Source organism: Polynucleobacter nymphae (assembly GCF_018882155.1).
GTDB classification, from domain to species: Bacteria; Pseudomonadota; Gammaproteobacteria; order Burkholderiales; family Burkholderiaceae; genus Polynucleobacter; species Polynucleobacter nymphae.
This window is the reverse complement of record NZ_JACVPA010000010.1, coordinates 1-1,193: the sequence shown is the minus strand read 5'-3', so window position 1 is coordinate 1,193 and position 1,193 is coordinate 1. Positions and strand designations below refer to the sequence as shown.

Annotated in this window: 1 protein-coding gene; it reads right to left on the bottom strand. The window is 49.7% G+C overall.

The window, feature by feature from the left end; all coding sequences use genetic code 11:
- Nucleotides 1-1,193: autotransporter-associated beta strand repeat-containing protein (locus ICN29_RS10595; protein ID WP_216133002.1), on the bottom strand; the 1,193-nt coding region annotated here is incomplete at both ends.

The window sequence follows — 1,193 nt, the reverse complement described above, 5'->3', positions numbered from 1 at the left end:
CTCGCTGCTACTGAAGTGTCTCCACTTGTAGCAAGTGATAGGAGTGCGCGAGTATTGCCGACTAAGCCACCAAAGATGGTGCTGCCAGTTCCAGTAGTAGTAGCTAAGCTGTAGTTGGTGCCGGTATTGCTATCTACCGTATTAGAGAAGGTAATCGTGCCATTAGCACTAGCATTATTGGAGATCAGGTTGGTGTTCGCGAGTAAGGTCACTGCGCCGGTATAGGTCTGATCACCACTAGTCGTAATCGTGCCAGCTAAGGAAGCGGTACCACCAACTACTAAGCTTGAAGTTCCTGTGCTATTGGTAATCGTATTACCAGAAGCCATCACTAAGTTACCTACTGTCAGACTCTTTTGTAGATCTAAGATCGCTGTGCCAGTTAAGGTCAGGTTATTGGTCGTAGCACCTAAAGTACCAGAACTGCTGATAGTGACCGTACCCGCATTGATCGTTGTCGTGCCAACATAGTTATTCGCACCAGACAGATTTAAGCTACCAACGCCCTCTTTGGTGACGCTATACGAGCCACTGATGATGCCCGATAAGCTGAAGGTGCCCGCTACATTGATGGTGCTATTAGCGCTCAAGGTGATATTGCCCGAGATGGCGCCAGTACCAGTGCTGTTTGCCAGCGTGCCACCCGATAGCGTAATGGGTTCAAGACCAATGTTCGCTTGGATATCTAAGATACCGCCAGCTACGGTAGTACCAGTGCTCGTGCCACCTAAGGCGCTGTTATTAGTCACAACCAAGGTACCGGCATTGACGGTCGTTAAACCCGTGTAGCCATTGGCGACTGAGAAGGTCGTAGCGCCACTACCGTTTTGCTGTACGGCGCCACTACCACCAATGGCATTGCTAATCGTGATCGCGTTGCCATGGTTAAAGATCAAGGTACCGTTATTAGTCACTGCGCCAGAACCTAAGCTGCCGGTGTTGCCACCATTACCGATTTGCAAGGTAGCACCACTGTTGATGGTGGTCGCTACGTAACTGTTATCTGCAGTCAAGGTGGTAATGCTTTGGCCTGCTTGGGTAATGTTGCCGCTACCACTAATCGTATTAGCAATCGTGATGTCGTTAGAGCGATTGAAGATCAAGCTACCGTTATTCGTCACTGCGCCAGAACCTAAGCTACCGGTAGTAGTCGCGTTACCGATTTGCAAGGTAGCGCCACTGTTGATGGTGGT